Below are 24,989 nucleotides of genomic sequence, written 5' to 3'. Positions count from 1 at the left end.
CCATGGCGTACCATTGGGAAAGCCGAAGCCTATTTGGTGGCAGGCAACCCCTCGGCGACCCAGAAGCGCGAGATTGACGCCTTTCGCCGGATCGGAGCGACTGCCTGATAGTCTGCCGAGTGGTAAAAGGCACGCGCTGCCTCAAAACTGGGATATTCGACAATCACAAAACGTCCGGCAGGCGGTGGCCCCTCAAGTTGCTCGACCCGTCCGCCCCGCACCAGATACTTGCCACCAAATTTGGCGACCGCCGCCGTCGCACCCGGTACATAAGTTTTATAGGCTTCGGCATCGGTGATCTGAACTTCGGCGACGATATAACCCTTGGGTGTCTTTGTCGGCTTAGCCGCCGCGTATCCGCCGACCGCCGTTAACAACGCGAGCACCATTGCCCAACCGATATGCACCCTCATGCTTGCCTCCCCATATCCATCCGCTAGAGCAGCAGATGATAGCAAGGACAGTCAAATGAGCATCATATTTTACGGCATCCCCAATTGCGACACAGTGAAAAAGGCCCGCGTCTGGCTGGATGGCAAGGGAATCGCCTATAGCTTCCACGATTATAAAAAGGCCGGAGCGGATGCAGCGAAGCTGAAGACATGGTGTGCAGCGAAGGGATGGGAGGCGATTCTCAACCGCGCGGGTACGACCTTCAAGAAACTGCCCGATGAAGCCAAGACCAATCTGGATGAGGGTAAGGCAATTGCACTGATGCTGGAGCAGCCAAGCATGATCAAACGGCCGGTGCTTGAATATCCGGGCGGGTTATTGGTCGGGTTCAAGGCACCCGAATGGGGAGCTGCGTTCGGGGTATGAACCCCATTTCGACCGCTTTGGCCGCGTCGATTGAGCGCTGGCTGACCCCAGGCCAGCCCCTGATCGTCGGGCTGTGTGGCACGCAGGCGTCGGGAAAATCGACTGCCTCTGCGCAATTGGCGGAGCATTTCATCGCGCAGGGATTGAAGGTGGGCGTGCTTTCGCTCGACGACCTCTATCTTGGGCGGACGGTGCGTGCAGGGATGGCGGAGCAGGCGCACCCCCTATTTGCAACGCGCGGGCCGCCGGGGACGCACGACACCGCAATCGGGATTGTAACTTTGGATGCAGTGAAACGCGGTGTGCCGGTAATGCTGCCGCGTTTCGACAAACGCGCCGACGAGCCGCTATCGTCACGCGATTGGCCATTGCTTGAGGGGCCATGCGACCTGTTGCTTTTCGAAGGCTGGTGCGTTGGCGCCATGCCCGTTCCGGCTGACCTGCTGGCGCAACCGGTCAACGAACTCGAGCGCGTGGATGATCCTCACGGTATCTGGCGCCGTTATTGGAATGCCCATCTGGGCGGCGAAACCGCCGAATTGTTCGCGCGGTTAGACCGGCTCGCTTATCTGCGTCCGCCCTCGTTTGAAGTCGTTCATACATGGCGCTGTGAGCAGGAACATGCCTACCAGGCGCAAGACGGAGCACAACGCGCCGCCGCCGCGATGACCGACGAACAGGTCGCCCGCTTCATCGCCCATTATGAGCGATTGACGCGCTGGATCATGGAAGAGATGCCCAGTCGCGCGGATGTAACAATTCAGCTCGATGAAGCGCGCACTCCCATCTCAATCTCGGTACGTGAATGAAATTCCGCTTGCTGCTTTCTATCGTCTTGGCACTGTCCGCTTTTACGAGCAGCAAGGCCCATGAAGGAAAATCATCCATGGCAAAGGATCCAATCATCATCGCCCATCGCGGAGCGAGCGGGGAGAGGCCTGAGCATACCATCGCCAGTTATGCGCTCGCGATAGAGCAGGGTGCTGATTTCATCGAACCCGATCTGGTGCTCACCAAGGATGGTGTGCTCGTGGCGCGGCACGAGAATGAGATTTCCGAAACCACCGATGTCGCCGACAAGCCTCAGTTTGCAGACCGCAAGGCGACCAAGATGATCGACGGCCAGAAAATGACCGGCTGGTTCACCGAGGATTTCACGCTCGCCGAGTTGAAGACATTGCGCGCGAAGGAACGGTTGCCGCTGCTGCGCAAGGCCAACACCACCTATGACGGCCAGTTCGAAATCCCGACTTTTGAAGAAATCATTCGGCTCACAAAGGCCAAGGAAAAAGAGACCGGTCGGCGCATCGGCATCTATCCCGAAACCAAGCATCCCAGCTATTTCGCATCGATCGGGTTGCCGCATGAGGCACCCCTGCTCGCTATGCTCGAAAAGCATGGATATGTGGAAAAAGACGATCCGCTTTTCATCCAGAGCTTTGAAGTCGACAATTTGAAGGCACTTCGCGGAAAGACCAAGCTGCGGCTTATCCAGCTGATGTCCAAAGATGATGGACCGGCTGACGATCCGTCAGTCCGCTATGTGGAAATGGCCACGCGCGAAGGGCTGCAGGCGATTGCCGCCTATGCCGACGGGATTGGTGTCGAAAAGGCGATGGTTATTCCAAGAACGATATTGGGCAACCTCGATGGTCCAACCCAGCTTGTCGCCGATGCGCATGCGGCTGGCCTTGATGTCCATGTCTGGACATTCAGACGCGAAAATTATTTCCTGCCGCTTGCCCAAAAGAGCGGAATCAACCCTGCCGCGCACGGCGATCTGGTGGCTGAAATAAAGGCGTTTCTGGACGCGGGTATCGACGGATTTTTCAGCGACAATGTCGCCGAGGCGGTCGAGGCTGCGCGCTGATCAGCTTATGATGGCGTGCGCAATCGCTCGTATCGCGTCTGGATCGGCAACAAAGGCCATGTGCGAGCAATCGAGTTCGGTGGCGTAGTCGGTTTCGCCAACGCGACCACGCGCCGCATCAGGAGCCACAACGCCGTCGCGTGCTGACCAGAAGGCGAATGTCGGTACCGGGGGCTTTTCGTGCAGCACCGCTTGGACCGGTGGATTGTCGACCTTGTGCCCTGCTACGAACTCATAAACTCGCCAAGCATTGTTTGCTCGGGGATGCGCAGAAAAAGGACTGCCCAAGGTAATCACGCGTGAAACTCGGTGCGGTGCGCGCTTTGCATATTCACGAGCGATGGTGCCGCCAAGGCTCCAGCCAATCAAAGTTGCTAGTTCACTGATGCCGTTCCGGTCAAACTGACGGTCGATCCGGTCAAAGATATCTGCATCGACACCCAAATTGCGCCCAAGGCCCCAGCCATGCGCCCTGAAGCGCGCCTTTTCCAGCGAACGACGCAATCTTGCAGTAGTGCGATCAGATGCAAGAAATCCGGGAATTACAAAGACGTCTTTGCCTCGACCATCAATTTCCAGCGGCACCGGCGGTGCAAAAGTGGCGCGCATTCGAGTATGCGCAAATCCGGCCACTTCGCGCAGCAGTAATGGCAGGGCGGGCGGTGCAGCGCCGCCTTGCTCTTGCATTGGAATAGGAAATGACCTCGTTACCATGGCAACGATATAAGCGCCCGAAAGATTTATGAAAGATTTATGACATTTTCCACAGCGCAGGGTCACGGCTGCGATTTAACATATCAATCTTGGGTAGTGGTGCTCTGCTCGGATGGGGTTGGTGCAAATGGGATCGCCTGGGGAGCGACCACGGGCATCGCCATGGCGGATTTCTCAAGCGCATCAAGTGCTAGCTGGGCATCGCGATACCGGCGTGCCTTCAGCAGCCAATCCTCAGCCTTGGCTGCGCCTGGCAGGGGTGCAACCAATTTGATGGCGGTGTCGATATTGCCTGTCAGCACCAGGTCACGGATGCGTTGCAACTGCGCATCATGTGTCGGTTTGGCGCTGTCCGATTTGCGAAGCACGAACAGGCTTGCGACTTCGCGCTGCATTCGATCCCAGGTCAGGACGCGGTCTTCGGTCAGGCTCTCGGCGATTGTATCGAATTCGGTTGCCAGCTTCACCGGGGTCAGCCCCTCTTTTTCGACTGCCCGGATTCGGCTCAACGCCTCCGGCTGCGTCTTCCCGAAAGCGGCATCGAGCCGGGGATTCAGATCCCCCAGCGGTGCACCCATTGCAATCGCGCGGCGGGCCCCGATGGCAACGAGCATTGCTTCGGTGCGGGCTGAATCTGCAATCGGCTGGAGGATTTGTGGGGCGACCGTAGTCGTCATCATCGTATTGGCTGGCGGGGGTGCCGTTTCGTCGGGCAGTTCGGTTACCGCAGGTGCCGGTGGCGCGGCGGTTTCCCAAGGTGTTATGCCAGACGACGACAGCCAACCAATCGCCAGACCACCGCCGACAAATGCCAGAATCGAAAGCGCGACGCCTGCTCGCCAGTTCAAACCCATTCCCCTTGCGACCTGTTTATGGCGCTATCCTAACGAGCGTGTGCGCTGCCGACAACAGCGCTTGATCCTCGGGCCGCTCGGCAACCGCAATCGCGCGCCAACCATGTCCCGCTGCATCCGCGATTCCTTGGGAAAAGGCAGCCAAAGCTATGCTGCTGCGATCCAGGCCCGCCGCATCGACAAAATGGGCGAAATGCTCCGCCGCCCGTGCGGAATGAAGGGCAACGACATCCGCTTGTAAAACCATTTGCTGCGCATCCTCACCAAGTTCGATGGGATCTGCAGCGTAAACGACGCGCGTTTCGATATGCATATCTGCGGGAACTGCGAATGCTGTCTGATCTTCGCCCGCCAGCCAAAGCAAACGCCGATGTCCTGCCTCGCGCGCGTTATCGATCGCCTGTTCGGCGCCAGTGTTTCCCGTGGATGCGAGATTGAAGCCCACCGCCCGAACGGCATCCGCGCTGTTCCTGCCGACGGCATGCACGGGCAGCGCGGCGAAGGCATCCAGTTGATTGCCCGCATGGCGCACGGCATTGGCGCTCGTGATCAAAAGTGCATCAAACTGCGCCGGATCGGGCGCATCCCAATCTCGCATGCGAACTTCGAAAAAAGGCAGCTGGATTGGTGTGTGGCCTGCCTTTTGAGCGCGCGCCGCGCTGGCATCATTGCCCGGTTGCGGGCGTATGATGAGGATTTTCATGCCTAGAACAAAGCCCGAAGTTCGGGCGAAGAAGCTTCCAACAGGCTGCGCGCCAGCTCGGCCGGTGCTTGGTGATCGCCGGGAAGGCAGCTGGTTTGTCCCTTTTGCCGCTCGCTGCCATCATCGCGAAGGATTTCCCCTGTCAGATTGAGCAATGAGCCATCCCATGTCGCCTGAGCAGCCACCGGTGAATGGCAGGTGCCGCCCAGCGCTTCGAGGAATGCCCGCTCTGCCATCACACAATCAAAGGTCGGCTGGTGGTTGACCGGCCCCAGCAAAGCGGCAACATCCGGACGGTCGGCAAGGCAATCAATGCCGATGGCACCTTGGGAGGCGGCCGGTAGCATTTCTTCGCTCGCTATCGCTACGCCCACCTTCGATTGCCCCAGCCGCTCAAGGCCGGCTGCGGCGAGGAGCGTTGCATCAAATTCGCCATTGGCGACTTTGGACAGGCGCGTTGCAACATTGCCGCGGATGCTTTCGGTGATGAGGTCGGGTCGCAGAGCCTTCAACTGCGCGGCGCGGCGCGGGCTTGATGTGCCCACCTTTGCGCCCTTGGGAAGCGCAGCGATGCTGTCTGCACCGATCAACCGATCACGCACATCGGCCCGCGGCAGCATCGCTGCAATGCGGAAAGCATCCGCACGGATCGTTTCGACATCCTTCATCGAATGCACCGCAATGTCGATTTCGCGGTCGATCAAGGCGCGCTCTAGTTCCTTGGTCCACAGCGCCTTGCCACCGATTTCGGCGAGCGGGCGATCCTGCACCTTGTCGCCGCTCGACAGCATCGGGACGAGGATGACCGCCGCATCTTCCCAGCCATGCGCAGCCAGCAATGCCGCCTTGGTCATCTCCGCTTGCGCCATAGCGAGCGGTGAGGAACGGGTGCCGATACGAAGCGGAGAAGTGGGGTTTGGGGTCATGCGGCTTGTCCATAGCGGGGCACATCCCTAAGGGGAAGCCGATGGCAGTGATTTTGGGCCTTGAATCGAGTTGCGACGAAACCGCAGCGGCATTGGTGCGTTCCGACCGCACCATATTGAGCCACGCGCTGGCGGGGCAAGAGGATCACCATCGCGCCTTTGGCGGCGTGGTGCCGGAAATCGCCGCGCGCGCGCATGCCGAGCTGATGACGCCCTTGGTCGAAACCGCGCTTGCCGATGCGGGAATGACATTGAAGGATGTCGATGCGATTGCCGCCACCGCAGGGCCGGGGTTGATTGGTGGGGTGATGGTTGGGCTGGTGACCGCAAAGGCGCTCGCCATGGCCGCCAACAAGCCGCTGATTGCGGTCAACCATCTGGAAGGCCATGCACTTTCGCCGCGGCTGGTCGATCCGGATCTCGAATTTCCCTATTTGCTGCTGCTCGTTTCCGGCGGGCATTGCCAGCTTCTTCGCGTCAACGGCGTCGGTGATTATGACCGGCTGGCCACCACCATCGACGATGCGGTGGGCGAAGCGTTTGACAAAAGCGCCAAGATATTGGGCCTTGGTTTTCCTGGTGGCCCGGCGGTCGAGAAAGCCGCCAAGCAGGGCGATGCCAGAGCGGTACCGTTGCCCCGGCCGCTCAAAGGTGCCGATGAACCGCATTTCAGCTTTGCAGGGCTGAAAAGCGCGGTGCTGCGTGCGCATGAGGCAGGATCGTACAAGCCCGAGGATATCGCCGCCTCCTTCCAGCAGGCAGTGGTCGATTGCCTTGAGGACAGGCTCGAATACAGCCTGTCGCGGATCGAACCGATCGGCGCGCTGGTGGTCGCTGGCGGCGTGGCCGCGAACGAAGCCATCCGTGCGATGCTGCAGCGCGTCGCAGAACGATATGGCATGCGTTTCGTTGCGCCTCCGCACTGGTTGTGCACCGATAATGGCGCGATGATCGCCTGGGCGGGGGCAGAGCGCTTTGCTGCTGGCTTGACCGACCCGCTCGATATCGCCGCCCGCCCGCGATGGCCACTCGATCCCGATGCGGAAGCAGTGCGCGGGGCAGGAGTGAAGGCATGACCGGCCAACCCATCGGTATCATTGGCGCAGGCGCATGGGGCACCGCTCTGGCTAGTGTCATGGCGCAAAACCATGACAGCGTTTTGTTGTGGGCGCTCGAACCCGAAGTGGTCGATGCGGTCAACAGCGGCAGGGGTAATCCGCTTTACCTGCCCAATCTCGACTTGCCGGCGCATATCCGTGCGACCGGAGACATAGCCGAAATGGCCGGCTGTTCGGCGTTGTTGCTGGTCACGCCCGCACAGCATTTGCGCTCTACGCTGCAATCCCTGCCGCAAACCGATGCGCCGTTCTTGCTATGTGCAAAGGGCATAGAGGCTGGCACGCAATTGCTTGTCTCCGAAATCGTTGCCGAACTGCGTCCACAAAATCCTCTCGCGGTGCTTTCGGGCCCGACTTTTGCGCATGAAGTGGCAGCGGGCAAACCGACCGCAATCACATTGGCTTGCGAAAGTGAAGCCTTGGGCAAGGTGCTGGTGCGGCTGGTCGCAACGCCCGCCTTTCGACCCTATTGGTCCGACGATGTCGTGGGGGCAGAGATTGGCGGGGCGGTGAAGAATGTGCTCGCCATTGGCTGCGGTGTGGTGGATGGCGCGGGGCTGGGGCTGAATGCCCGGGCGGCGCTGATCGCGCGCGGCTTTGCCGAAATGCAGCGTTACGGCCTCGCACGCGGGGCAAGGGCTGAAACTTTGGCCGGGTTGTCGGGGCTGGGCGATCTGGTGCTGACATGCAGCTCCGAAAACAGCAGGAACTTTTCGTTGGGCCGCGGGTTGGGGCAGGGCAAGTCTGCCACCGAGTTGATGGCAGACCGGCGCACCGTCGCAGAGGGCGCCTTTACCGCACCCGTCCTCTTGCAATCGGCGATCAGCCTGGGCGTCGAAATGCCGATCGTGGCGGCGGTCTGTGCATTGCTCGATGGCAGTGCGAGCGTCGGGCAAGTCGTGGAAGCATTGCTTTCCCGGCCGCTGAAGGCCGAAAGGTGACATCGGCCTCGGGCCGCGTTACTATGCCCAACAGTTCCGAAGGGGGATGACAGTCAATACCGGCACGGAAGCCACGGCGCAGAACGAAGCCGATCTGAAGGCGCTCGCCAAGGGTGGCCGGACCAATGTGTTCGGCTTCGTGCTGCGGCTTGCCGCGCGTATCCCCTTCCTGTTCATCGCCGGGCGACTTTACGGGCCAGAGGTGCTGGGGCGTTTTGCCTATGCGATCCTGATCGTCGAATTTGTTGCGCAATTGGCAACACTCGGATTGCGGCGCGGGCTGGCCGAGGCCTTGTCGAAGCAGGATCGGCCTGACACGCATGTCGTTGGCGATGCGATGCTGGTCGCGACTTTCGCTTCCGCAATCGGGGCGGCGGTTCTGATTGCCCTGCCGCAATTGATGTTCCCGAACAGCGCCTTGAACGGGCTCGATCGGTTCCTACCGCTCACCATATTTGCCATTGTCTGGACCGACATCGCGCTTGCCGCGCTCGCCTATCGTTTCGACGTTGCATCGACCGTAAGGGCGCGCGCGATAGTCGAGCCTTGGACGATCAGCATCGCTGCTGGCGCGTTGTTCTTCTACTCGGCGCGCGACGGCCTTATCCTCTCTTATGTCGTTTCGATTATCGCTGCGATGCTGGCCGCGATGTGGCCACTGGTGCGCAGTTACGGGCTGCCTTGGGGCTGGAAACCCAGACCATCCGAATTATACGCGCTCGCCCGCCGCAACCTGCCGCTCGCTGCCGCCGACGCAATTGAATGGGGCAGCCGCCGGCTCGATCTCGCCATTCTCGGCTTGTTCGCGAGCCCTGCGGTGGTCGGTATCTATTATGTCGCACAACAAGTCGCCAGCCTGCCGCAAAAACTGAAATCGAGTTTCGATCCGATCCTGGGACCGGTCATCACCCGCAACCTGCAGGCGAAAAACTATGGCGAGATTGCCAAGCAGGTAGGGCAGGTCGGTTTCTGGATCATCGCAGCGCAGGCGGGAATTGCGCTCGCGCTTGGTATACCGGGTGAGGCGGTGATGGGGCTGGTCGGGCCGGAGTTCGTCGGGGGCACTGCCGCGATGGCATTCCTGTTGGCCGCCGAAGTGGCCGCAGCAACCGCAGTCGTCAGTGAAAGCGCGCTCGTTTACATGGCGCGGCACCGCAACCTGTTCCTTTCGCTCTTCATGCTGGCACTGCAAGTCACACTCAGCTTGGTGCTGATCGAGATGGTGCCGATGCTCGGGCTCAAACCGCAATATCTGGGCCTCGCACAAGCCGCAGCAGTGGCCGCTGCACTGATGCTTGCACTCGGCGTTGCCTCGCTTGCCAAGGCGGTGCTGCTCGCCAGACTGTTGGGTGAGCCGCTAAGCATCTGGCGCTGGAGCCTGCTGCCTGCCGTTGCCGCCGCGATCCTGATCGGCATTGGCGCAACCCGCCTACCCGAATGGGCGGAACTGGCTTTCGGAGGCCCGGCGATCCTTGGCATCTACCTATGGGTAATCTGGCGCTGGGGTTTCGGGCCAGAAGACCGGGTATTGTTCAAGCGGTAGCAGTTTCGCGATTTCCGCTTCGCGGATCGAACGCGCTGCTTCGGTGCAGCTCTGTTCGCATTCGCGGCACATTTCAGCACACAAACGGCAATGTTCATGCTCGTCGGCATGCTTCTCGCATTCTTCTGCACAATCACCACAGGCTGCGGCGCAAGCTTCCATCAACATGATGATCATCGACTCATTGCTGGCTGTTCGGCGGATACCCAGCGTTCCTGCAGCGAGGCACACATCTGCGCAGTCGAGGTTGAAGCGGATGCATTGTTGCAGCTGCATCACCATCGGTTCTGCCAGGCAGGCGTCGGCGCAGGCGATGCAGGTTTGCGCGCAGGCAAAACATTGCTCAACGCATTCAATCAGCGTGTCGTTGGTGCTGCCTTGCACCTGGGGGTGCAGTGCGATCATGTCTCTCAATTCGTGCATGATGATTCTCCTTTGCAGAGGAAAAGCATCGCGCCTGAAAAAGAGCCGTAGCATTTCGTCGGCTGAGGGGATTTTGCGGCAGATGGGGCTCAAAACAGGTTAGGGTGGCAGGCGGTTTCCAGTGGTCCAACCTATCGCTTGCCCCTGCTCAAAAACCAGCACATATAGCGAACATGTCCGAACTCATCATCCGCCGGGGATTGGAAGAACCCGAGACTGACGGCAGTTTCACCCCGCACCGGCCGGCGCGCCCGCCCAAGGTGGAGGGCGGGAAGCCTTTCAAGCTGGTTTCGGATTACCAGCCAGCAGGCGATCAGCCGACAGCGATCAAGGAACTGGTCGAAACCGCGCTGACAGGAGAAAAGAACCAGGTGCTGCTTGGCGTCACCGGTTCGGGAAAAACTTTCACCATGGCAAAAGTGGTGGAGTCGCTGCAGCGCCCCGCGCTGGTGCTCGCTCCCAACAAGATCCTCGCGGCGCAGCTTTATGGGGAGTTCAAGAGCTTCTTCCCTGAAAATGCGGTCGAATATTTCGTCAGCTATTACGACTATTACCAGCCAGAGGCCTATGTGCCGCGCAGCGATACCTATATCGAGAAGGAATCGAGCGTGAATGAAGCGATCGACCGGATGCGCCATTCGGCCACCCGTTCGCTCCTCGAGCGCGACGATGTACTGATTGTGGCTTCGGTGTCGTGCCTTTATGGTATCGGCTCGGTCGAAACCTATTCGGCGATGATCTTCGATCTGAAGGTTGGCGAGACCATCGATCAGCGCGAGTTGATCCGCAAACTCGTCGCACTGCAATACAAACGCAATGATGCTGCCTTTGCGCGCGGCAATTTCCGCGTGCGCGGCGACAATCTCGAACTCTTCCCGTCGCACTATGAAGACATGGCCTGGCGCATCAGCATGTTTGGCGACGAGGTGGAGGAAATTGTCGAATTCGATCCGCTGACCGGCAAAGCGGGGGCAAAGCTGAACGCGGTGCGCGTCTATGCCAACAGCCACTATGTGACGCCAGGGCCGACGATGAAGCAGGCGATGGAGGCGATCAAGTTCGAGCTTGCCCATAGGCTTGAGGAATTGGTTGCCGAGGGCCGGCTATTGGAGGCGCAGCGGCTGGAGCAGCGGACCAATTTCGACCTCGAGATGATTGCGGCAACGGGCAGTTGCGCGGGGATCGAGAATTATTCGCGGTTCCTTACCGGCCGCTTGCCCGGCGAGCCGCCGCCGACTCTGTTCGAATATCTGCCCGACAATGCGCTGCTATTTGTTGATGAAAGCCATCAGACAATTCCGCAGATCGGCGCGATGGCGCGCGGGGACCATCGGCGCAAACTGACGCTCGCCGAATATGGCTTCCGCTTGCCAAGCTGCATCGACAACCGGCCTTTGCGCTTCAACGAATGGGATGCAATGCGGCCGCAAACGGTCTGCGTCTCGGCAACACCGGGGCCGTGGGAGATGGAGCAGGCGGGCGGCGTTTTCGCCGAACAGGTAATCCGCCCCACCGGCCTTATCGATCCGCCGGTCGAAATTCGCCCGGTCGAAGACCAGGTGCAGGATTGCATCAACGAATGCCGCAAGGTGGCCGAAGCTGGCTATCGCACGTTGGTGACGACGCTGACCAAGCGGATGGCGGAGGATTTGACCGAGTTCATGCACGAGGCTGGCCTGCGCGTGCGCTATATGCATTCGGATGTCGAAACGCTGGAGCGTATCGAGCTGATCCGCGATTTGCGGCTTGGCGTTTATGATGTGCTCGTCGGTATCAACCTGCTGCGTGAAGGGCTCGACATCCCCGAATGCGGGCTGGTGTGCATCCTGGATGCCGACAAGGAAGGCTTCCTGCGCAGCGAAACCTCCTTGATCCAGACGATCGGGCGAGCGGCGCGCAATGTCGATGGACGGGTCATCCTCTATGCCGACCGTATCACCGGCAGCATGGAACGCGCAATGCGCGAGACCGACCGGCGGCGCGAGAAGCAGCGCGCTTATAATGAGCTGCACGGCATCACCCCGACCACAATCAAGCGCAACATCCACGATATCGTCGCCGATACCGCGAGCCGCGATGGCGTGCTGGTTGAGATCGATGCCGAGGGGGCCAACAACCTCGTCGGCCACAATTTGCGCGCCTATATCGAGGAACTTGAGAAAAAAATGCGCGCCGCCGCCGCCGACCTCGAGTTCGAGGAGGCCGGCCGCCTGCGCGACGAAATCCGCGCGCTGGAGGCGGAGGAACTGGGCCTACCCCACGAACAACGTGTCACGGCACCCAAGGGCCGGGCGAATGAAGGCAAGCCGGGCACGCGCAAGCTGCGTTTCGGCAAGACGCAGCGGAAGTTCGGGCGTTAGTCAGCGGCGCGGTGCAAGTCGCCAACCTTTGCCCATTGCCTCGCATATTCCAGCTGGTCGAGCCCGAAGGTGCGGATTGCAGCGGGATAGAAGGGCGCGAACATCCGTGTCATCGGGCCAATCCAGCCATTGTCGCTGACCACGGCGGCGCGGTGGACGAAATTGCGGTGTGACAGATGGAATAAAAGATCCTTCCACCACACTTCTGCATCAATCCAGCCAATGTCGCGAACGACCTCAACCACATTGAGTTGCTCATGCGTTTTGAGCAATTCATCAACGGCGTCGACTGCCTGTTGATACTCATCCTTGTGGACCACGCCATCTACGGTGAGTTCGAGATAACCGGCTTTTGCGTCTGATTCGACTTTGAGCATGTTCGCCTCCTTGGCTGATATGGCCAAGCTATGAGTGCGATGCTGGGTGCTGTCATTGACCAGAGTCAAAGCTGATGCCGGCCGTTCAGCTTTTGCGGTTGCGCTTCTTTTCCTTTTTCGCAGCCGTATCGATTTCCGCGAGCAGGCTGGACGAAAGCGCGAAATCTTCGGCCTTGTCGAGTTCGGCAAGAAGCCGCGGTGAAAGGGCAAAACCCTTCGACTTGGTCTGGATCTGGCCATTGGTGCGGGTTTGGCCCTTGGCCGGTTTTTGCACTGTCTGGGCAGAAGCTATACGCGCGGTTGGGCGTTCGGGGCCTTCTTCCCTGAAAATAGCTTGCTGCGAGCTGGGCCGTGCAGGCGGCGTACGAGCGAGCACAGCGGCCAATGCGGCGCGCGCCTCTTTTTCTTTGCGAACCTTTGACGGATAGATGAAGCCATGGAGCGGCCATTCGTTGCCGCCGAGCGCACCATTGGGGGTGTACCAGACGCGTACGCGGCTCCAGTCATTATCCTCCGAAACGTCGATGACGCGAACATCTTCTTCGATGTGCCCGCGGATGCCATCAATTGTTGACCAATTGGCGTGGCTGATCAGCAGCGTGCGCTTGTCGATGATCTTGCGCACGGCGGCTACATGGCCGAGGCGCATATTGCCATGTGGAATGAAGGTCATCACCGCACCGACCTTGGGCAGATTGCCACGTTCGTAACGGTTTTCAGCCTGTTCCCACCAGGTATGCGCATCGCCATAAATGGTGACGCCCGTCATCGCGCGGGCAAAGGGCACGCATTGCAACCCTTCATAAAGCGCGCTCGCCGGGCTGGCCGTAAGGCCAAGGGCGACGAACAGGGAAAGGAGTAGCTTCTTGCGCATAAGAAGCTGCTACCCCGCGATGGTTAACAAACTTGTAACACGATGTCACATAATCCCCAGCCGGGGCAGAAGCGGCCTTTTCCGGCTTTCGATCCGCAATTCGGCCCATAGAAATGAAATGATATGTTGTATCGTGGTACCCGATGTGCCAAAAGCGACTCAGGAAGGCACTATAGTGATCGCATTGCAGGCATATTGGCGGGAAAAGCGCTGGGACGGGCTCGGTCTGAGCCTGGCTGGCCTTTGCCTTGTCCACTGTCTCGCGACTTCGATCATGCTTGCCCTACTCGCCTCTGCTGGCGGTTTCCTGTTTTCCCCGCTGGTTCACGAAGTCGGTTTGGCGCTCGCCATAGTCTTTGGCATCGTCGCCTTGGTGAAGGGCCTTTTTGTGCATGGCTTCATGATGCCCGCTGCCGTTGGCTCACTTGGCATCGGTGTGATGTCGGGCGCGTTGACCTTGCCGCATGGCGGTGACGAAATCCTCTACACCATGGTTGGTGTCGCAATTCTGGCCCTTGGCCACGACCTGAACCTTCGCGCCTCGCGTTAAGCGAGAGCGGCCTTGCCCCCCGGGCACAAAAGGCCTAAATTCCTGCAATGGCCACGCACGCACATCATCATCACGAACATCATGGGCATGATCTGGCCGATGCTGCCCAAAAGGCGCTGACCGCCGCCGGTGAGCAGTGGACCGACATGCGTGCCGATATTTTTTCGGTGCTGGCAACTTTCGACAAGCCCGCCTCGGCCTACGACATCGCCGACCTCGTTTCGCAAAAGCGCGGCAAGCGCGTGGCGCCGAACAGCGTGTATCGCATTCTTGACCTGTTCGTGGCGAACAACCTCGCCAGCCGCGTCGAAAGCGCCAATGCCTATCTCGCCAATGCCCATCCCGGCTGCCTGCACGATTGCATCTTCCTGATTTGCGACAGTTGCGGCAGCGCGACGCATATCGACGACGACAGCCTGACCCGCAATGTTCGCAAGGCCGCCGAAGCTGCTGGTTTCAACGCCGTTCGCCCTGTGGTCGAGGTGCGCGGCACCTGCGCGGATTGCGACTAGGCCAACGCTACGGGAAAATATCCCGTTCGACACATCCTCCAAACATCGTTAAAGCTGACTTGCATGACTGACACACCCGTCACGCCCTTGCTCGACAAGGTCAAGATTCCGGCAGACCTTCGCAAGCTGGAACCTTCCCAACTCCGCCAGCTGGCAGACGAATTGCGCACGGAAACGATCAGCGCTGTTTCGGTAACCGGCGGGCATTTGGGGGCTGGCTTGGGCGTGGTCGAGCTGACCACTGCCATCCATTATGTGTTCAACACTCCCGAAGACCGGCTGGTCTGGGATGTCGGCCACCAATGCTATCCCCACAAGATACTCACTGGCCGCCGCGACCGGATTCGCACACTGCGCACCGGCGGCGGGCTTTCGGGCTTCACCAAGCGCACCGAGAGCGAATATGATCCCTTCGGCGCGGCGCACAGTTCGACCTCTATTTCGGCGGCCTTGGGCTTTGCCATTGCCAACAAGCTGAACAACAAACCCGGCAAGGCGATTGCCGTGATCGGCGATGGTTCGATGTCGGCGGGCATGGCCTATGAGGCGATGAACAACGCGCAGGCAGCGGGCAATCGCCTTGTTGTCATCCTTAACGACAACGACATGTCGATCGCGCCGCCGGTGGGCGGGCTTTCGGCCTATCTGGCGCGGCTGGTTTCCTCGCGGCCCTTCCTTTCGTTACGCGAAGTCGCCAAGCGCATTTCGCGCAAATTGCCCGAACCGCTCCATATCGCCGCCCGCAAGACCGATGAATTCGCGCGCGGCATGGCGATGGGTGGCACGCTGTTTGAGGAATTGGGCTTTTACTATGTCGGCCCGATTGACGGCCACAATCTCGATCACCTCATCCCCGTCCTCGAAAATGTCCGCGACGCGGCAGAGGGGCCGTGCCTGATCCATGTCGTCACGAAAAAGGGCCATGGCTATGCCCCGGCTGAGGCGGCAGCGGACAAATATCATGGCGTGGTGAAATTCGACGTCATCACCGGCAAGCAGGACAAGGGCCCGGGCGGCGGCCCACCCGCGTACCAGAATGTCTTTGGTGAAACGCTCGCCAAGCTGGCCGAAACCGATGACCGGATCGTCGCGATAACCGCTGCGATGCCGACCGGCACCGGCGTTGACAAATTTGCGCAGGCGCACCCGACGCGCGCCTTCGATGTCGGCATTGCCGAACAGCATGCGGTAACCTTTGCGGCGGGGCTGGCGGCGCAAGGGATGCGGCCCTTCTGCGCGATCTATTCCACATTCCTGCAGCGCGCTTATGACCAGGTGGTGCACGATGTCTGCATCCAGAACCTGCCGGTTCGCTTCGCGATTGACCGTGCAGGCTTGGTCGGTGCTGATGGCAGCACCCATGCCGGCTCGTTCGATGTCACCTATCTGGCGACCCTGCCTAATATGGTCGTCATGGCCGCCGCCGACGAGGCGGAGCTGGTGCACATGACCTATACCGCCGCGCTATACGACAGCGGCCCGATCGCCTTCCGCTATCCGCGCGGCAATGGCGTGGGTGTTCCGCTACCCGAAGTGCCGCAGCGGCTCGAAATCGGCAAAGGCCGCGTGGTGCGCGAAGGCAAGACCGTCGCGATCCTCTCGCTCGGCACCCGCCTTGCGGAAGCGCTGAAGGCTGCCGATACGCTTGACGCCAAGGGGCTGTCGACCACCGTTGCCGACCTGCGCTTTGCCAAGCCGCTCGACGAGGAACTGATCCGCCGCTTGATGGCGACGCACGAAGTTGTCGTTACGGTCGAGGAAGCTGCAATCGGAGGACTCGGCGCACATGTGTTGACGCTGGCGAGCGACCTTGGCTTGACCGATGCGGGCCTCAAAATCCGCACGATGCGCCTGCCCGATGCTTTCCAGGAACATGATACACCGCAAAAGCAGTATGACGAAGCAGGCCTCAACGCCCCGCATATCGTCGATACGGTGCTGAAAGCGCTGCGCCACAACAGCGCGGGCGTGGAGGAAGTGCGGGCTTAAAAAGCCCGATGGCCTTATTGCGGAACCGCTGCCTGCGCGCTCTGGCCGTCGCCTTCCGGTGCAGCGATGATGTCGCGGGTTACAGCGCCCTTGTTCACCGTCGTGGTTTCGGGATCGCCAACAGTCGAGCGGATACCCATTTCGCTGGTGCCTGCCGCCGATACGACTGCACGCTCGCCTGCTGAACGGGCAGCATCGCCGCCGAACATAGCTTCCAGCAACTGCTCGGGCGAGGTGCCGTCTTGCGCGCGGGTAGTTGCGACCTGCGACGGCATTAGTGGATAATCAGGCGGCACAACCAGCGGCGCAACGCGGCTGGTGGTTGCCTGCTGCGGCGCGTCATCACCGCGAATGTCCCAGTCATAGAGCGACTGGTAGGCATTGCCGATCGACTGGCAGCCCGAAAGGCCGAACAGCATGGCTGTCGAGGCCGCGGCGAGGATAAGTTTCTGCTTCATGATAATCCTGGCCTTACTGTTTGGGAGCGCCGAACATGGCTTCGAGCATCGCTGCCTTGGTTTCGCCTTCCTGCGGGCGCGGTGCACCGGGTTGCGGCGCGGGTAGTGTCGAAAGATCGGCGGGTACAGTGAGTGGTGCTGCACGGCCGACGGCAAATTCATCAGGTCGTTCACGATCGAACACGCCAGAGGAACCGCAGCCCGAAAGCGCGGTAAGTGCCAGCATGCTGGCCGATAGGGTGATGAACTTGCGCGTCATTGTTACTCCGCTATCCCTTTCCCGCTTGACGCGGGATGAACGCTTATGGGTTGGTGTCGCCCTTGTCGCGCAACAGGAACGCGCGGGCAAGCAATATCAGCACGCCGATGGTGATGCAGGCATCGGCGAGGTTGAAAATCCAGAACGGGCGGAAATTGCCGAAATGTAGGTCGGCATAGTCGACGACATAGCCATAGCGCACCCGGTCAACGATGTTGCCCAGCGCCCCGCCCAGCACCATCGATAGCGCGAGCACATCGCCGCGCAATTTCTCGCGCCACATCCACACGCCCACCACGCCAGCGATCAGCGCGGTCAGCGCGACGAGCAGCCAGCGTTGTGCATCGCTGCTCGCCTCAAGGAAGCCCATCGAAACGCCGCGGTTTTCGGCCCATGTCAGGTCGAAAAAGGAGACGATGTGGATCTGCCGCCGGCTTTCGAGCGCCAACGGGCCAATCATGATGAACTTCACTGCCTGGTCGGCGATGAACAGGAATGATGCGAGCATCAGGCCTTGCAGGCGGTATTTGGGGTTACCCATTCAGCACCTCGTCGCAACGCCCGCACAGCGCGCCATCCTCTTCCACTTCGGGCAGGTGGCGCCAGCATCGGCCGCATTTGTGGTTGGTGGTTTTGCCGCTGAAGGTAATCTGTCGAGCATCGTCTACAGAATCGTCGGTAAAACCGGTCACTTCGACTTCAGCTGCGATGCAGATTTCGGTGAAATCAAGTGAATTAGCTCGCTCTTCCAAGAACGCGTCTTTTACCCTTAGTTTGACGACCGCTTCTAAGCTCGATCCGACGATCTTTTCGCGGCGCATAACTTCAATGGGCTCGAGAACGGTCGAGCGCAAATCCCGCAAATGCGACCACTTGTCGGATAGATTGACATTGATCCAACCAGCATCAACCTCCGGCCACTCCAGCAAATGCACGCTGTCTGCGTCAGGATAACGCGAGGCCCAGACTTCCTCTGCCGTGAACACCAGCACTGGTGCGGCATAGCGGACCATCGAGTGGAACAATATGTCGAGCACGGTGCGATAGCTGCGGCGCTTCAGGCTGTCCGGCGCGTCGCAATAGAGGCAGTCCTTGCGGATATCGAAGAAGAAGGCCGAAAGGTCGTTATTGGCGAAATCCGAAAGCAGGCGGACATAGCTGTTATAGTCAAAATCATTGACCGCGATCTTCAGCTTCGCGTCCATGTCCGCGAGCAGGTGGAGCACGTAACGCTCCAGCTCGGGCATTTGCGCAACATCGCTGACGCGTTCTTCCTCGCTAAACCCGTCGAGCGCGCCGAGCAGGTAGCGGAAGGTGTTGCGCAGCTTGCGATACTGGTCGGCCACACCTTTCAGGATTTCATCGCCGATGCGGTGATCTTCGGTGAAATCGACCGACAGCGCCCACAGCCGGATGATATCCGCGCCGTTGGTTTCCATGACCTTTAAGGGGTCGACGGTGTTGCCGACCGACTTCGACATTTTCAGGCCCTTGGCATCCATGGTGAAGCCATGGGTCAGGACAGCATTGTAAGGCGCGCGGCCGCGCGTGCCGCAGCTTTGCAGCAGCGAGCTCTGGAACCAGCCGCGATGCTGGTCACTACCTTCGAGATACAGGTCGGCGGGCCATTGCAGCTCGGGCCATTTGCCGCTTTCGAGCGTGAAGACATGGGTGCAACCCGAATCGAACCAGACGTCGAGGATGTCGAACACCTGTTCATAATCCTCAGCCTTGTAGTCCGAACCCAGATATTCCTGCGCACGTGCGGCTTCCCAAGCATCGACGCCCTCGGCCTTGATCGCCTCGACAATCCGCGCGTTGACGGCTGGGTCGTTGAGATATTGGCCGGTCTTGCGATCAACGAACAGCGTGATCGGCACGCCCCATGCGCGCTGGCGGCTCAGTACCCAGTCAGGGCGGCCCTCGACCATCGAACCGATGCGGTTGCGGCCCTTTTCGGGGACGAAGCGGGTATCGGCGATCGCCTGCATGGCCTTTTGGCGCAAAGTGGAATCGCCACGATCCATCGGCACGAACCATTGCGGGGTGCAGCGATAGATGACCTTCGCCTTGGAACGCCAGCTGTGCGGATAGCTGTGCTGGTAATCCGCGCTCGCCGCGAGCAGCCCGCCGGCTTCGCGCAGGTCGGTGCAGATCGGCCCGTCGGGCGCGTTGAATTTGGGGTTGATGACGCTGCCTTGGCCACCAAGCCAGCCCCAGTCGGCCCGATATTTGCCATCGCTTTCGACCGCGAATTGCGGCTCGATGCCGTTTGCCTTGCACAGGTCAAAGTCATCCTCGCCATGGTCGGGCGCCATATGGACAAGGCCCGTGCCGCTGTCGGTGGTGACGAAATCGCCGGGCAGGAAGGGGCGCGGCTTGGCAAAGAAGCCGCCCAGATGGTGCATCGGGTGGCGGGCGACTGCGCCCTTCAATGATATATCAGATAGTGCAGATTCTAAAGTTAGCTCCAAGCCAGCACGAGCGGCAAATGCGGAAGCTAACGCTTGAGACAATACGTATCGGCGACCATCCGAAGCAGCGTAAACTCCGTAACAGGCTTCGTAGCTTAGCTGTTCAAAAGCCGGGTTGTAGGCGATCGCCTGATTAACCGGGATCGTCCAAGGTGTTGTTGTCCAGATTACTGCAAATGCCCCGACGAGCTTCGGAACTTCGGGCGCTTCTACAATCTCAAACGCCACATCGATCTGCGTCGAGGTGATATCCTCATATTCGACCTCGGCCTCGGCCAGCGCGGTCTTTTCGACCGGTGACCACATCACCGGCTTCGCTCCGCGATAGAGCTGGCCGCTTTCGGCGAACTTCAGCAGCTCGGAAACAATCGTCGCCTCGCTGTCGAAATCCATCGTCAGATAAGGCTTGTCCCAATTGCCGAGCACACCCAGCCGCTTGATCTGGTCGCGCTGGATGTCGACCCACGCTTGTGCATAGGCGCGGCATTCGGCGCGGAATTCCTTTACCGGAACCTCATCCTTGTTGAGCTTTTTCTTGCGATATTGCTCCTCGACCTTCCACTCGATCGGCAGGCCGTGGCAGTCCCAGCCGGGCACATAGGGCGCGTCCTTGCCGAGCAGGGTCTGCGTCCGGCACACCATGTCTTTCAGGATATGGTTGAGCGCATGGCCGATATGCATGTCGCCATTGGCATAAGGCGGGCCATCATGGAGGATGAACTTCTCGCGGCCCGCACGCGCCTCACGCAGTTTGTGATACAGATCCTGTTCTTCCCAGCGCGCAAGGATGCCCGGTTCCTTCTGCGGCAGGCCAGCCTTCATCGGGAACTCGGTCTTCGGCAGGAAGACGGTGTCTTTATAGTCTTGCTTTTCGGTCATATCGCGCGGGTGCTTAGGGGATTACGCCGCAAGGATAAAGCCAAGAAACACGTCTGTTGCGGGGAGCTTGCTTACCGACGCAATGCAGCCTTCGCATCCTCGCAATCTTGCGCAATCTGGGCGATCAGCGCTTCGAGACTGTCATATTTCCCTTCGGGTCGCAGGAAGGCGTGGAATTCGACCTCGATCATCTGGTCGTAAATCATTTCGGCAAAGTCGAAGAAATGCGGCTCGAGCAATTCCTTGGGCGGTTCGAATTGCGGGCGGATGCCGACATTGGCGGCGCCATCAAGCACCCGTCCGTCAGGCAGTTTTCCGCGCACCGCATAGACGCCATAGCGCGGGCGGAGGTAATGGCCCATGTCCATATTGGCGGTGGGAAAACCCAAATCGCGGCCATTTTTGTCGCCATGCTGGACGATCGCCTCGATTGCGAAAGGCCGGGTGAGAAGGCGCGTCGCGGTTTCGCATTCGCCCGCCTTCAGGGCATCGCGGATGCGGCTGGAGGAAATCACCCCGCCCGCATCGGTCACTGGGCCGACGGTTGTGGCGGTGATGCCATGCTGGGCACCCAGATCGCGCAGCACGCCGGTATTGCCGCCGCGTGCCTTACCAAAGGTGAAATCCTCACCCGTCACCACACCCGAAACACCCAGCCGTTCGGCGAGCAGTTTGACGACGAAATCCTCCGCCGTGGTTGCGGCGAGCTCGGCATCGAAATCGAACACCAGCATTGCATCGGCGCCTGCCTCGGCAAAAAGGCGCTGGCGCTGCTCTAGTGTGGTCAGCCGGAACCAAGGCACATGCGGTGCGAAAAAGCGCACCGGATGCGGATCAAAGGTGGCGATAATGGCGGGCTTGCCCGCAGCCTTGGCTTGGCGGATAGCCTCACCCGCGACTGCCTGGTGGCCTAGGTGAAAACCATCGAAATTGCCGAGCGCGACGACGGCTCCGCGCAAGGCATCGGGCATAATATCGCGGGCGGAAAGGCGGGGTATGCTCATGCGGCAGGCGGTGCCTTTGCCATCGGCTTCAATCCTTCGCGCAGAACACGGAGGGCATTGCCACCCATCACCGCGCGGATTTCATCGGGGGTGAAGCCTTCGTCGAGCAGGGCCTGAGTCACCTGCACCAGCTTTGATGTGTCAAAGCGTACAGTGGTCGCGCCATCATAATCCGATCCAAGCGCGACATGCTGGATGCCGACCAGGTCGCGCACATGCTTCATCGCCTTGGCTATCGATTTGGGGCTGGTATCGCAGATTGCGCCATCCCAGTAACCGATGCCGATGATGCCGCCGGTCACTGCTACGCCCTTGATATGCTCGTCAGAAAGGTTGCGGTTGACCTTGCAGGTCGCCTGCACCCCACCATGGCTCGACACGACAGGGCGGCGGGCCATCGCCAAAATTTCGGTGACGCATTGGCGGCTGCAATGCGCGATATCGACGATCATACCCTTTTCTTCCATCCGCCGGATGACCTCGCGGCCCAGCGGCGTCAGCCCGCCTTTTTTGATGCCGTGCATCGATCCGGCGAGTTCATTGTCGAAGAAATGGGTGATCCCGGCCATGCGGAAACCGGCATTGTAGAGTTTGTCGAGATTTTCGGCCTTGCCTTCAAGGTTTTGCAGGCCTTCGATCGATAGCAATGCGCCGGTTGCATCTTCCTGTTTCGCCCGGCGTTCGAGCAGGCTGTCGACATTGCCGCTGGCCGCAACTTTGACCAGCGTGCCTTTTGATGCCGCGGTGGCCCGGTCAAGCTTTTCGCCATGCCACAAGGACCGCTCCAGCAACGAATTCCAGGTGCGCGCCGGTTGCATCTGCGCAACCGCGAGCAGGGTGATATTGTCGCTATCGGAGCCATTGGCATCGTAATTTTGGCCTTTGGGCGTCTTCGACACGCTGGAGAAAACCTGCAGTGCGACATTGCCTTCCTGCAGGCGCGGCAAATCCATATGTCCGCGATCTGCACGGTCGAGCATATCGCGCTTCCACATCAGCGTGTCCGAATGCAGGTCGACGATGGTCAGCGTCTTGTGCAGCGCGATTGCCTCTGCGCTTACCTTGGGCAATGGCTTGCCATCGACCTTGTTCATCGATGCTTCGACATAGCCTGGCGCAATGCCGAAAAAGCCAATTGCTGAAACCGCGACGAGCACGGCCAGACCCCATATCCATTTACGCATGCGCTACCCCTCCTTGCGCACCAATGTCACGAAATCGAACGCGGGCGTACTCCCCTCTGCCGGATGCGAAACCCGCGAAATCTCCTTCCAGGTTTTTGCATCGAACGGTTCGAGTATCGTATCGCCATTGGGCGATGCCTTGACTTCGGTCAGCTCGATCCGGTCGGCATGGTCGACGAACAGCCGGTATATCTCTGCGCCACCGATGATGCAGACATGCGGGCCGTTGGCCAGCTTCAAGGCTTCTTCGACTGTATGCGCAACCTCCGCGCCTTCTTCTTCCCACTCGGTATCGCGGGTTAGAACGATGTGGCGACGACCTTCGAGCAGCCCCGGCAGGCTGTCGAAAGTCTTGCGTCCCATAATCATGGGCAGGTTCTTGGTAAGCTGCTTGAAATGCCTGAGGTCTGCCGGGATGCGCCAGGGCAGGTCGCCATCGGCACCAATGACTCCATTGTCTGCACGGGCGACCACCATGATGATTTCGGGATGGTTCATGGCTGCTGCTTTGCCGACTTCCTGCGGGCCTGACAAGGCTCAGCGGAAGAGACGCGTAACATGCCCCATTTTTCTGCCTGGGCTTGGCGCGCCTTTTCCATATAAATGGACTTTGGCATTGGGGTCGGCGAACAGCTTTTCAAAATCGTTGGCAGCATCGCCGATCAGATTTTCCATTTCGACCCGATCAGCGGTGAGGCCGGTATCGCCCAAAGGTAGGTCGCAGACGGCACGAATATGATTCTCGAACTGGCTCGTGACCGCACCTTCGATTGTCCAATGCCCGCTATTGTGAACGCGGGGCGCCATTTCGTTGAACAGCGGTCCTTCGGCGGTCGCGAAAAACTCCATGGTCATTACGCCGATATAGTCGAGCGCTTGCGCCGCTGCTGCAGCCAGCTTGCGCGCTTCTTGCTGTTGGGCTTCGATCAGAGCGCCGGCGGGAAGCACGGACAGCGCCAATATCCCGCCATCATGCCGGTTGCGCGGACTATCCCAGAAACGGATTTCGCCCTGCGCGTTGCGGGCGAGGATCACCGAAAATTCCGCATCAAACTGCACCATCGCCTCGGCAATCGCAGGCTGTGGGCCGATCTGGTCAAGCGCGTCGGACAAGCCTTCAGCTGAATGCACGCGGGCCTGGCCTTTGCCATCATATCCCATGCGGATGGTTTTCAGGATCGCGGGATATCCGACCGCGTCCAATGCTGCACCGGCATCGTTGGGGCTGGTGACGGTCGCGAATTTCGCCGTTCTCCCGCCCAATGCGGATGCGAAATTTTTTTCCTCCACCCGATCCTGCGCGATTTCGAGCGCGCGGATATTGGGGCGGATTGTTGCGCCTTCCTCGATCACGCGCAGCGGCGCAACGGGGACATTTTCAAATTCATAGGTGATGACGTCGCAGTTGTCGGCAAAGGCCGAAAGCGCGGCGACATCGCCATAATCGGCGCAGGTGAATTCAGCAGCAACCTCCGCTGCGACCGAATTTTCCTCAGGCGCGTAGATGTGGCAGCGATATCCCATTTCGGCCGCTGCTATGGCGAGCATCTTGCCCAGTTGACCGCCCCCCAGGATACCGATGGTGGAGCCCGGCGGCAGCATCGTCATTCGGGCGTCTCGCTAACCGATTCGGTCTGGTTGGTCCGCCACTGGTCGAGCCGTGCGGCGAGTTCTGGATCATTTGTTGCCAGCATCGCTGCCGCAAGCAGCCCGGCATTGGTCGCACCAGCCTTGCCGATGGCGAGCGTGCCGACAGGTATGCCTGCGGGCATCTGGACGATCGAAAGCAGACTATCCATTCCGTCGAGCGCGCGCGACTGTACGGGTACGCCCAATACGGGCAGGCGCGTCATCGAAGCGACCATTCCCGGCAGGTGGGCTGCACCGCCTGCGCCGGCAATGATGCATTTCAGCCCGCGGTCGGCAGCGCCCTTTGCATAAGCATAAAGCCGGTCTGGGGTGCGGTGTGCGGAAACGACCTTGCATTCATGCGGCACGCCCAGCGTTGCGAGGACCGAGGATGCTTCGCGCATCGTTTCCCAGTCTGATCGACTGCCCATGATGATACCGATTACGGGTGCTGTGCTATCCACCTTGAAGTCCCTGATTGCCCGTCGCGCCGAGGACTTGCTCTGTAGCGGCGGCTTTGCGTCAGCGC

General features: G+C 59.9%; 27 protein-coding genes. 10 read left to right on the top strand and 17 right to left on the bottom strand.

Translation table 11 applies throughout. The features are described 5' to 3' along the window. Window positions 1-29: 29 nt before the first annotated feature. The gene (locus ACFSAG_RS03815; RefSeq protein ID WP_381511549.1) at window positions 30-413 is read right to left on the bottom strand and encodes a DUF1330 domain-containing protein; all 384 of its coding nucleotides are present in this window, start codon (window positions 411-413) and stop codon (window positions 30-32) included. Window positions 414-468: 55 nt separating this feature from the next. Here ACFSAG_RS03815 and ACFSAG_RS03810 point away from each other — a divergent pair, with 55 nt between their 5' ends. The 3 genes from ACFSAG_RS03810 to ACFSAG_RS03800 all read left to right on the top strand — a co-directional run bounded on the left by ACFSAG_RS03810 (window position 469) and on the right by ACFSAG_RS03800 (window position 2,689). Then, window positions 469-819, top strand: a complete 351-nt coding sequence (locus ACFSAG_RS03810) for an arsenate reductase (protein ID WP_381511548.1) — start codon at window positions 469-471, stop codon at window positions 817-819. Next, complete coding sequence (locus ACFSAG_RS03805) at window positions 816-1,628, top strand: kinase (RefSeq protein WP_381511546.1); 813 nt, start codon at window positions 816-818, stop codon at window positions 1,626-1,628. The genes ACFSAG_RS03810 and ACFSAG_RS03805 overlap by 4 nt, the downstream gene beginning before the upstream one ends. Window positions 1,629-1,705: 77 nt before the next feature. Further along, window positions 1,706-2,689, top strand: a complete 984-nt coding sequence (locus ACFSAG_RS03800) for a glycerophosphodiester phosphodiesterase (RefSeq protein ID WP_381511544.1) — start codon at window positions 1,706-1,708, stop codon at window positions 2,687-2,689. Here the strand turns inward: ACFSAG_RS03800 and ACFSAG_RS03795 are convergent, their stop codons facing one another. The 4 genes from ACFSAG_RS03795 to hemC form a co-directional block, all read right to left on the bottom strand. Further along, complete coding sequence (locus ACFSAG_RS03795; protein ID WP_381511542.1) at window positions 2,690-3,376, bottom strand: esterase/lipase family protein; 687 nt, start codon at window positions 3,374-3,376, stop codon at window positions 2,690-2,692. Window positions 3,377-3,486: 110 nt separating this feature from the next. Beyond that, a complete protein-coding gene (locus tag ACFSAG_RS03790) occupies window positions 3,487-4,251 on the bottom strand; it encodes a hypothetical protein (RefSeq protein WP_381511540.1) in 765 nt (254 codons plus the stop codon). 22 nt (window positions 4,252-4,273) lie between these two features. Further along, on the bottom strand, window positions 4,274-4,960 hold the full coding sequence (locus tag ACFSAG_RS03785) for a uroporphyrinogen-III synthase (RefSeq protein WP_381511538.1): 687 nt from the start codon (window positions 4,958-4,960) through the stop codon (window positions 4,274-4,276). A gap of 2 nt (window positions 4,961-4,962) precedes the next feature. After that, window positions 4,963-5,886, bottom strand: a complete 924-nt coding sequence (hemC, locus tag ACFSAG_RS03780) for a hydroxymethylbilane synthase (protein WP_381511536.1) — start codon at window positions 5,884-5,886, stop codon at window positions 4,963-4,965. 41 nt (window positions 5,887-5,927) lie between these two features. Here hemC and tsaD point away from each other — a divergent pair, with 41 nt between their 5' ends. From tsaD to ACFSAG_RS03765, 3 genes are read left to right on the top strand one after another with little or no spacing between them, the layout of a single operon-like run. Further along, complete coding sequence (gene tsaD, locus ACFSAG_RS03775; RefSeq protein WP_381511534.1) at window positions 5,928-6,962, top strand: tRNA (adenosine(37)-N6)-threonylcarbamoyltransferase complex transferase subunit TsaD; 1,035 nt, start codon at window positions 5,928-5,930, stop codon at window positions 6,960-6,962. Next, window positions 6,959-7,945, top strand: coding sequence for an NAD(P)H-dependent glycerol-3-phosphate dehydrogenase (locus tag ACFSAG_RS03770; protein ID WP_381511532.1), 987 nt, complete (start codon window positions 6,959-6,961; stop codon window positions 7,943-7,945). Before tsaD ends, ACFSAG_RS03770 begins: the two co-directional genes overlap by 4 nt. Window positions 7,946-7,991: 46 nt before the next feature. After that, complete coding sequence (locus tag ACFSAG_RS03765) at window positions 7,992-9,488, top strand: lipopolysaccharide biosynthesis protein (protein WP_381511530.1); 1,497 nt, start codon at window positions 7,992-7,994, stop codon at window positions 9,486-9,488. Here ACFSAG_RS03765 and ACFSAG_RS03760 read toward each other — a convergent pair. After that, window positions 9,429-9,911, bottom strand: a complete 483-nt coding sequence (locus ACFSAG_RS03760; protein WP_381511528.1) for a four-helix bundle copper-binding protein — start codon at window positions 9,909-9,911, stop codon at window positions 9,429-9,431. The two genes, ACFSAG_RS03765 and ACFSAG_RS03760, sit on opposite strands and share 60 nt — an antisense overlap. A 173-nt stretch (window positions 9,912-10,084) precedes the next feature. Between ACFSAG_RS03760 and uvrB the strand changes: the two genes are divergently transcribed. Next, the gene (gene uvrB, locus ACFSAG_RS03755) at window positions 10,085-12,271 is read left to right on the top strand and encodes an excinuclease ABC subunit UvrB (protein WP_381511526.1); all 2,187 of its coding nucleotides are present in this window, start codon (window positions 10,085-10,087) and stop codon (window positions 12,269-12,271) included. Here uvrB and ACFSAG_RS03750 read toward each other — a convergent pair. Further along, window positions 12,268-12,648: a SpoIIAA family protein gene (locus tag ACFSAG_RS03750; RefSeq protein WP_381511524.1), complete on the bottom strand. Its 381-nt coding sequence runs from the start codon at window positions 12,646-12,648 to the stop codon at window positions 12,268-12,270. The genes uvrB and ACFSAG_RS03750 overlap by 4 nt on opposite strands. Before the next feature lie 85 nt (window positions 12,649-12,733). Next, a complete protein-coding gene (locus ACFSAG_RS03745) occupies window positions 12,734-13,522 on the bottom strand; it encodes a CHAP domain-containing protein (protein ID WP_381511522.1) in 789 nt (262 codons plus the stop codon). A 172-nt stretch (window positions 13,523-13,694) separates the two neighbouring features. On the opposite strand from ACFSAG_RS03745, the gene ACFSAG_RS03740 reads away from it, so the two are divergent. The 3 genes from ACFSAG_RS03740 (at window position 13,695) to dxs (ending at window position 16,573) form a co-directional block, all read left to right on the top strand. Further along, window positions 13,695-14,072: a MerC domain-containing protein gene (locus ACFSAG_RS03740; RefSeq protein ID WP_374612583.1), complete on the top strand. Its 378-nt coding sequence runs from the start codon at window positions 13,695-13,697 to the stop codon at window positions 14,070-14,072. A 47-nt stretch (window positions 14,073-14,119) separates the two neighbouring features. Then, window positions 14,120-14,584: a Fur family transcriptional regulator gene (locus ACFSAG_RS03735; protein ID WP_374612417.1), complete on the top strand. Its 465-nt coding sequence runs from the start codon at window positions 14,120-14,122 to the stop codon at window positions 14,582-14,584. 63 nt (window positions 14,585-14,647) lie between these two features. Next, the gene (gene dxs, locus ACFSAG_RS03730) at window positions 14,648-16,573 is read left to right on the top strand and encodes a 1-deoxy-D-xylulose-5-phosphate synthase (protein ID WP_381511519.1); all 1,926 of its coding nucleotides are present in this window, start codon (window positions 14,648-14,650) and stop codon (window positions 16,571-16,573) included. A 14-nt stretch (window positions 16,574-16,587) separates the two neighbouring features. On the opposite strand, the gene ACFSAG_RS03725 is transcribed toward dxs, so the two are convergent. The 9 genes from ACFSAG_RS03725 to purE form a co-directional block, all read right to left on the bottom strand. Then, a complete protein-coding gene (locus tag ACFSAG_RS03725) occupies window positions 16,588-17,031 on the bottom strand; it encodes a DUF3035 domain-containing protein (protein WP_381511517.1) in 444 nt (147 codons plus the stop codon). Between the two features lie 13 nt (window positions 17,032-17,044). After that, window positions 17,045-17,290 (bottom strand): DUF3035 domain-containing protein, encoded by a 246-nt coding sequence (locus ACFSAG_RS03720; RefSeq protein ID WP_381511515.1) that lies wholly within the window; start codon window positions 17,288-17,290, stop codon window positions 17,045-17,047. A gap of 43 nt (window positions 17,291-17,333) precedes the next feature. Further along, on the bottom strand, window positions 17,334-17,831 hold the full coding sequence (gene lspA / locus ACFSAG_RS03715) for a signal peptidase II (protein ID WP_381511513.1): 498 nt from the start codon (window positions 17,829-17,831) through the stop codon (window positions 17,334-17,336). Further along, complete coding sequence (ileS, locus tag ACFSAG_RS03710) at window positions 17,824-20,643, bottom strand: isoleucine--tRNA ligase (protein ID WP_381511511.1); 2,820 nt, start codon at window positions 20,641-20,643, stop codon at window positions 17,824-17,826. Before ileS ends, lspA begins: the two co-directional genes overlap by 8 nt. A 71-nt stretch (window positions 20,644-20,714) precedes the next feature. Then, a complete protein-coding gene (locus ACFSAG_RS03705) occupies window positions 20,715-21,647 on the bottom strand; it encodes a bifunctional riboflavin kinase/FAD synthetase (RefSeq protein WP_381511509.1) in 933 nt (310 codons plus the stop codon). After that, window positions 21,644-22,831 carry a dipeptidase gene (locus ACFSAG_RS03700; RefSeq protein ID WP_381511507.1) on the bottom strand — a complete coding sequence of 396 codons (1,188 nt, stop codon included), beginning with the start codon at window positions 22,829-22,831 and terminating at the stop codon, window positions 21,644-21,646. The genes ACFSAG_RS03705 and ACFSAG_RS03700 overlap by 4 nt, the downstream gene beginning before the upstream one ends. A gap of 3 nt (window positions 22,832-22,834) precedes the next feature. Continuing rightward, the gene (locus ACFSAG_RS03695) at window positions 22,835-23,329 is read right to left on the bottom strand and encodes a dihydrofolate reductase (RefSeq protein ID WP_381511505.1); all 495 of its coding nucleotides are present in this window, start codon (window positions 23,327-23,329) and stop codon (window positions 22,835-22,837) included. Window positions 23,330-23,368: 39 nt separating this feature from the next. After that, entirely contained in the window at window positions 23,369-24,439 is a 1,071-nt protein-coding gene (locus ACFSAG_RS03690; protein WP_381511503.1) for a 5-(carboxyamino)imidazole ribonucleotide synthase, read from the bottom strand. Next, window positions 24,436-24,891, bottom strand: coding sequence for a 5-(carboxyamino)imidazole ribonucleotide mutase (purE, locus tag ACFSAG_RS03685; protein WP_374612585.1), 456 nt, complete (start codon window positions 24,889-24,891; stop codon window positions 24,436-24,438). Before purE ends, ACFSAG_RS03690 begins: the two co-directional genes overlap by 4 nt. Window positions 24,892-24,989 lie beyond the last annotated feature (98 nt).

It is taken from the genome of Sphingorhabdus buctiana, assembly GCF_042680825.1.
GTDB lineage: Bacteria > Pseudomonadota > Alphaproteobacteria > Sphingomonadales > Sphingomonadaceae > Sphingorhabdus_B > Sphingorhabdus_B buctiana.
The sequence above is the reverse complement of the archived record's forward strand: the minus strand, read 5'-3'. Positions and strand labels throughout refer to the sequence as shown.